Here is an 8,297-nt window from a genome sequence, read left to right on the forward strand (position 1 = left end):
GGAGTCAGGAGTCAGGAGAAGATTTGAAAATTTCTTTGCCATCTCTTGAAATCCCAAAAAATGCACACTTTTTCCGGTATACCCTTCAAAACCCTTGCACTTTTTTTCTGTTTATCAGCCTCTAACCTTTGATATATCAAGGTTTTAGGTTTATTCAGCAAACCCTACCTAAGACTATCATCCCAATGCTGATGCTTCCAGCACGCTTCGCGAACGCCCCTACATTGTTGACGCGAAACCTAAATCAAAATGTGGTTTATTTAGGGGTTGCTGAGAAAGTCTTTCCGTGAGGGCATAGGAGTCAGGAGTCAGGAGTCAGGAGTCAGGAGTCAGGAGAAGATTTGAAAATTTCTTTGCCATCTCTTGAAATCCCAAAAAATGCACACTTTTTCCGGTATACCCTTCAAAACCCTTGCACTAATTTCTGTGTTTATCAGCCTCTAACCTTTGATATATCAAGGTTTTAGGTTTATTCAGCAAACCCTATTTACCTGAAAATAGCTGTAAGGATGGTGAAAATTAAAATTGTGCAAGGTTTGAGGTACTGTGAGCCTCAAAAAGCTTGCACTTTGTTAGCCCTTCGACACCGCCCTTCGACACCGCCCTTCGACACCGCTCAGGACAGGCTCAGGACAGGCTCAGGACAGGCTCAGGACAGGCTCAGGACAGGCTCAGGACAGGTGTTTGCACAATTTCCAAATCAAAAAAACTCCTTGATAGCGACTTGTACTGAGCCTGTCGAAGTAAGCGTGGCGTTAGCCATACTCCTAGCTCCTCACAGATAACTTTTTCAGCAAACCCTAACTACGAATTTTCTCAAGTTCTATAATAATTAGCTGTATTTGCTGATATCTTTTATATTCCTTGTTTTCTTGCAGTTTAATAGCTAATGTTTTGAACTTCTGGATTGCTGTCTGCACATCTCCTTTATTCAAAGCTGCATAGGCTTGATTATTTAATTCTTCAATGGAATCAGGAGAAACAGTTGAAGAATTTACAGGATATTGTAGTTCTGGATCTCGTAAATCCACTATTCTATTCAAAGAGTTTATTTCAGCCTGTAACTTATCAATAATCTTTAACAACTGTGTTACTTCTGGAAATTTCTTTGCTTTTAAAGAAGCTAAACTTTTTTGTAAATAAAGCGTGTTTGCTATTTGGAAATCTGCTATTTTCTGTTCGTTCTCTTCTTGTATTAATCCGCGCTGATGATAAGCTACTGCATATTGGGGATTGATTGTAATTGCTTGAGTAAAATCTGCAATAGCTTTCTGTTTATACTCTTGAATTTTATCTTTTACTTCTACTGGACAAATAATTATATAATCATCCTTTTTCCTACAACCCGGTACAGTTCCATCAGGATTTAAAGGCTTTCCTTGGGCATATCTAGCATAAATTAAACCCCGTTGATAATATGCTTCTGCATTTTGCTGATTATGATTAATAGCTTGTGTAAAATCTAATATTGCCCCTTGATAATCTTGTTGATTTACCTTGATTTTACCTTCTAAAAGCCAGTTTTTTGATATTTGTATTGATTGAGTTTGAGAAGCTGCAACTTGATAAAAATTCCCTCCAATAATCATTAGGGAAGTGATTGTTAAACTTAGACAGGTAAAGGGTAATTTTAAGGTAGACATAAGGGGATTGGTGATTGGTGATTGGTAATTGGTAATTGGTGATAAAATCCTATTTTAATGCTGTTTATCCTTAAATCCTGGAAATCCTGATTCAGATAAACTAATGATTATTTTCACATAATTTATCCTCATCTTTAACTAAACTAACATTTTCTTGTAAATATTCATGCAACCATTCACAACTACGTTTTTTTAAACCATGAATATCCAAATCCCACAAAGTGATATGATTACTAATATCCACAGAATTTATCATCTTTCCATCTGCACTAAAATTAACTTCTAAAAGATCATTTTTACTTCCTTGCAGACTATAAATTAATTCTCCCTGCAAATTCCAAAAACTGATTTTATCCCCACTGGCTGAAATCAGAATTTTACTATCAGGACTAAAATCTACACTATAAACACTTTGATGATGTTGTAAAGTCTGTAATAATTTACCACTCTTTCTATCCCAAAGTTTCACTGTTCTATCAGCACTAGCAGTAGCTATGATTTTTCCATCATGACTAAAACTTACAGATGTAATATTATCCTCATGTCCAGAAAGAGTTTGCAGTAATTTTCCTGTTAAATTCCACAGTTTTACTGTTTTATCTCCAGCAGTTGCTAAAGTCTGACCATCTGGACTAAAATTGATATTTGTCAGTAATTTATCATTCGTCTGCCAACTTGTTAATAAATTTCCTTGTAAGTCCCAAATTTTAACTTGTTTATCAACCCTGCTAATAGTTGCAATTTTGTTACCATCTGGACTCAAACTGATATCTTGAATTGGCTTAAATATACTCTTCAATATACTATTATCCTGTGAATGTCCCTGCCAACTATTGATAAGTTTACCATCAAGATTCCAAACTTTGATTTGATTATCAACGCCAATAGTGATAATATTTTTTCCAGTGGGATGAAACAATATTTTGATAATTTCTCCCTCATGGGCATAAAAACTTTTTAGCAAACTGCCATCACGCTGTCGTAAGCTGATAATTCCCTGTTTATTACTTACTGCAATAGTATTTTTATCAGGACTGAAACTCACACTATTACCAGAAAAACTCGGTAAAATACCTTGCAAATGCCAAAGTTTAATTGTGCCGTCAGCACTTGCAGAAACTATGGTTTTGCCATCAGGAGTAAAACTGGCTTCTGATGCTTTACCTCCATGTCCTAAAAAGGTGTAAATTGGAAATTGGGAATTAGCTTCAAAATCTTTAGTCAAATCATTAGGAATCATCCAGACTTTAATTGTATCATCAGCACTAGCAGAAACTAGAGTTTTACTATCTGGACTAAAATTCACATCTAAAACTTCATTATTATGACCTTCTAAAGTATGCAGTAATTTTCCATTTACATCCCAAAGTTTCACAGTTTTATCTTTACTTGCAGAGGCTAAAGTTTGACCATCGGGACTAAATTTTACAGCCAAAACTTCATCAGTATGACCTGATAATATTTTTACTGGTAATTTTTTTAATTCCTGACCTTCAAGATGCCAAAGTTTAACGGTTTTATCAGCACTTGCAGTAGCAATAGTTTTTCCATCTGGACTGAAATTTATACCCCATATTTTTTGTTTGTGAGCGTTAATTGTTTTCATCAGTTGTCCATTTAATGTCCACAGTTTTATTTTTCCTTTACTGTTAGCAGTTGCTAAAATTTGACTATCGGGACTGAGAGATATTGCCAATAATCTATCTTGTTCTATTAACCTAAAATTAGGTTGATTTGTAAATAATTTTGTGTTAGGATCATAACGCCAAAAACTAATAGTGTTATCAAAACTAGCAGCAATCAAAAATTGATAATCTGGACTAAAAATAACACTAAAAACTCTATCTTTATGACCTGATAAAGTTTGCTGTAACTTCCCATATCGTCGCCAAATTTTGATGGTATTATCTTCACTACCTGAAGCTAAAAGCTGACCATCTGGGCTAAATTTAACAGTGGAAATCTCACCTTTATGTCCTTGTAAACGATTGTATTCTCGAATTTGGTTGATATTTTCTAAAGTAGCCGCAGACAAACTTAACTGAGTTTGAGAATTTAAGAAGTTTAAGAAATTTAACTGCTGTAAATTTTTGATAACTTTCAGTGTGGGGATAAAAGCTTCAACTTCATTCCCAGATTTTAACAATACTTGTGCAGATAAATTCAAGGCTTTTAATTCATTAATTTGGGATTTTTGCCTTTGCCATAAAGCTACACCAGCTAATAGTAATACTCCTAATAACCCACCACTTAAAGCAATAATAATTCGGTTTTTAGCCGCATTCTGAGCTTGACTTTCTTTCTTTTGTAGTTCTAAACTTTGAATAATAAAATTTTGCTCATTGGCACTAATTTGATTTTCCCGTTGTCTTAACCATTCCTGGGCATCAATTAAAGATTTACCCCGCAATAATCCTCCTGTATCTTGTTGATGATTTTCCCATTGTCGCATTATTGTTCTTAACTGTTCTTGCCATCGGCGAAAATCTCCATCTGTTTGCATCCATTGTTTTAATCTGCGCCAATTACGAATTAATGCCTCATGAATAATTTCTACGGTTTCAATTTTTGTCAGTTTATTAATGTCTGTAACTACTAATCTGGCATTTGCTAATTGTGTAACTAAATTCCAGTTTTCTGCCCCCACTTCCCCACGAGTAGCTAAACGCCGGATATCTGTGTTATATTCTCCTGGCTGCACTAATTGAATAAATATTTGTTGTACTTTTTGTTTATCGGCTGCACTTAATTGGGCATAAATTGACTCAGCATGATTCGCCAGTGCAGTTTCGATAGTGCCAATTTCCGTGTATGCTTGATGAGTTAGCCATCCTTGCTGTTGCCGTTGCCACAACTGAGTTAAAGTAAATTCTAGTAAGGGTAAATGGCTAGGAGAATTAAGCACCACATCAATGAGACGTTGAGTTAATCCTGGTTCTAATTGTACATTGAGACTAAGAGCAGGTTGTGAAATGGCACTTTCTAATTCTAAGGCATTCATGGGACCTAAATTCACCTGAGCATCTTGCAAGGCATTACTCAAAGGACGGTAAGATAAAGCTTCACCAAAAAAGTCTGCTCTTAGGGTTAACACTAAGGTACAACCAGGAATACTATTAACTGCATTTAAAAGATTATCTAAAAATATTTTCCGTTCTCCGGTATCCTGACAAAGAGTATAAAGTTCTTCAAATTGGTCAGCAATTAAGATAATATGTGATTTGGGTGAAATACTAATCAGCGATTCTAGGAAATTAGATAAAGTGCTATGACTTTGTTTTAACTGTACTTCTATTTCTAATTCTTGCAATCTGGAATTAGGAGAAATATCTTTTTTAGTGCCTAACTCTCGATGAAGTGCGATCGCTAATGATTCTAACGGATTATTCCCCGGACGAAAAGACACAATTTGCCAATGTTGACTTTTATCACGTTTTAATTGGGGAATTAACCCGGCAAATACCACCGAAGATTTACCACTTCCCGAAGCCCCAACCACTGCTACCAAATGCTTTGTTTTCACTGCTGTAACTAATTGTTGGGTAATAGTTTCTCGCCCATAAAAATAGACTGTATCTTGTTCTTGAAAAGCCGATAAACCCCTGTAAGGACAACTAACTACAGCCCCCATACTCTGCCAAGTCGGAGGCGTTGCTAACAAATTTTGGACAATTACAGGCAACCAACTAGCACAAGGATATTCTGTTTCTAAACCTTGTAATTTTTTGCGGGCAATATTCACAGATTGATAGAAAGATTTTCTACTGGTAAACTGTTGAATAAAGTCTTTTAAAAATTGATGAGCTACTTTATCTGGTACAGGTTCACGCATCACAATTATTTGGGGAATATGCAAACTTTCTAATTCAGTAGCAATTCCTAAACCATCACAGGAGTTAAAAAAAGCTAATTGTAACCCTTTGCTGACGGCGGTTTGTAGTGCATAGCGCAACTTATCCATTGTTAAACTATCGGTGCGGTTGAGAAATATTCTGCCTTTTGTTGATTCTGTACGACTATGGCCAGAAAAGAAAATCAGATCCCAACCGGTATCATCCCAAAGATATTTATTCAGTTCTGAAGGTGAAGGTTCAACTAAAACAATGATTTCCGCTGCTTGACAATATTGTTGCAGTAATTTTTCATCTTCAGCAACATTAATTCCTTCACTATTACCCAGAATAATTAAAATGCGGATATGGGAACGGGTACTTTTTTTAAACCGTTGGGAAGAAAGGGAACTAAAAGCCACTTCTGCATGAGGATAATAATTAAATAAATCCCATAAATGCCAAGGTAATTTTCGCAGTTGAGTTTCATGAGTACGAATAATTATTCGCACTTCATCAGTAGCATTTAATTGTGTTAAACATAATTCTTTTATCTGGCGAAATGACTCTGCTTGTAACCAAGTAATAAATTGCTGTTTGAGAATGTTTGTATGAGTGTGACATTCTGTTTTCAGAGATTGATATTTGACATTAGTAATTTGGTCTTTTTTAGGTTTAATGCGGTATCCATCCAGACTGCGATAACTATTAGACCAATCTTGATAAATATTAGGTAGGGTGGGAAGAGGAGGTAATGTTAATGTATTGTCACTTAATTCAATATCGGGAAGCGCATCATCTTCACCAATTTCTAAACGAACGCGAAAGCCTTCATGGAAATTACCATCTAGTTTGAGGATAACTAATTTGTTCATAATGTCTGAATCAGGATGTCCAGGATTTAAGGATTTACAGGATGTATTTGTTTGTGTTGTTAATGGGATGTTTGAGGTAATTTCTCAGGACTTATGCAAGTGTCACAAGGAAAGTCTAAATTTAAGTCTGTAGTAGGCACTTTAGTGCCAAAAATAAGCGATAAATCGCTTACTACGAACAGAGAAATATGCCAGTTGCGTAAGTCCTATTTCTTATTGAAGATGTAGGGGTTTAGTATTGCTAAACCCTGACCAATATTGCTAAACTTGATGTTGTGCTAACCAAGCTTCTAAATCACTTAAACTAGAAAAATCAAGTAAAGCCTCAGCTAAATCTTCTAACTGTTCTGATTCCATAGCTTCAAGTTTCAATAATTGTGCAGGTGGAACAGTTCCGACTTGATGACGGAGTAGTCGTGTCACAATTGCTAAAGCTTTTTCCTGTTGGATATCCTGATAAATTACAGACTCGCGCATAGCATCACTCCGCAATAATCTTTTAATCAGTTTCTTGTTTAATACTAACCCAGCTAATATCGCCGTTGAAGCAGCAACATTACTTTGGATTCGGGTATCGTTTATTTGCTCAATAGCTTCTGCAACCTGTTGTAATATTAGCGTTTTATCCTCAGTTTGACTGAGAGTTGCAAACGGTAACAAACCAGGAGTATTCAAAAATATGTCGCTGGGTTGTTCCCAAAGACGAATAACGCCAAATTCATGACGGGTATTTTCTAAAACAAAGACTGTTTGCTGGACTAATTCGGATGTGGTTGGTTGTAGATAAATCACAACCTGACGCATCCGTTTATTGGGAAATTTGCGATACACCCTTAACCGATAATCCGCCATTCTAAAGGGAATTTGGGCTTTTGGTTCAGTTTGGAATTCTATATGCAGAACCATTTCATCTGACTGTAACAGAATTAACGCATCTGCTCGAATCGGTTCGAGGGATAATTCTGATGGACTGAGTTGGGTAAGTTCAATAGATTCACCGATTAACCAGGTGGCGAAATCGGCTGAAAATGACTCTGCTAAAAAGCGACAGACGTTATCAAACATAGACAGGTATTATATCAGTCATGTTTCAACTAAGAAAATTTTCAACAGGTTTTTTACATAATTTTAGATAACAAAATCCTGTAAATCCTTAAATCCTGGATATCCTGATTCAGACAAATAAAATGTTATCAGCAAAGAAACTTTCTACAAACCTTTTAAGAAATCCATAATTTGTTGATAAAAAGCAACATTTCCTTGAGCCTGGAATAATCGTGCTGCTTGTTGGAGGTTTTCAATTACCTTTTGTTTGTCACCAAGTTCATAATAAACTAAACCGCGACCCATGTAAGCCTTAGCATAATCAGGATTAATTTTGATAGCTTGGTTAAGATCTGCCAGTGCTAATTCCCATTTTTTCTGCTCATAGTAAAGAACACCGCGATTGTTGTAGGCATCAGCATCATCAGGATTAATATTGATAGCTTGGTTATAATCTGCCAGTGCTAATTCCCATTTTTCCTGCTCTCTGTAAAGATTACCGCGATTGTTGTAAGCCAGAGCTAAATCAGGATTAATATTGATAGCTTGGTTATAATCTGCCAGTGCTAATTCCCATTTTTTCTGGTCACTGTAAAGAACACCGCGATTGTTGTAAGCAGCAGCTAAATCAGGATTAATTTTGATAGCTTGGTTAAAATCTGCCAGTGCTAATTCCCATTTTTTCAGGTCAATGTAAAGATTACCGCGATTGTTGTAGGCATCAGCATAATCAGGATTAATTTTGATAGCTTGGTTAAAATCTGCTAGTGCTAATTCCCATTTTTCCTGCTCATAGTAAAGACCACCGCGATTGTTGTAAGCCAGAGCTAAATCAGGATTAATATTGATAGCTTGGTTATAATCTGCCAGTGCTAATTCCCATTTTTTCTGTTCATAGTAAACAA

Annotated in this window: 4 protein-coding genes; all 4 read right to left on the bottom strand. The window is 35.8% G+C overall.

From position 1 onward, the window contains the following. Window positions 1-800: 800 nt before the first annotated feature. On the bottom strand, window positions 801-1,643 hold the full coding sequence (locus H6F47_RS25840; protein WP_096565838.1) for a tetratricopeptide repeat protein: 843 nt from the start codon (window positions 1,641-1,643) through the stop codon (window positions 801-803). A gap of 100 nt (window positions 1,644-1,743) precedes the next feature. Continuing rightward, entirely contained in the window at window positions 1,744-6,348 is a 4,605-nt protein-coding gene (locus H6F47_RS25845; protein ID WP_190651624.1) for a CHAT domain-containing protein, read from the bottom strand. Between the two features lie 261 nt (window positions 6,349-6,609). Then, complete coding sequence (locus H6F47_RS25850; RefSeq protein ID WP_190651627.1) at window positions 6,610-7,413, bottom strand: Rpn family recombination-promoting nuclease/putative transposase; 804 nt, start codon at window positions 7,411-7,413, stop codon at window positions 6,610-6,612. 144 nt (window positions 7,414-7,557) lie between these two features. Beyond that, window positions 7,558-8,297 (bottom strand): tetratricopeptide repeat protein (locus H6F47_RS25855; protein WP_190651629.1); only part of this gene is annotated, 740 nt, incomplete at its 5' end.

The organism is Sphaerospermopsis sp. FACHB-1094 (assembly GCF_014696195.1).
Lineage (GTDB): Bacteria > Cyanobacteriota > Cyanobacteriia > Cyanobacteriales > Nostocaceae > Sphaerospermopsis > Sphaerospermopsis kisseleviana.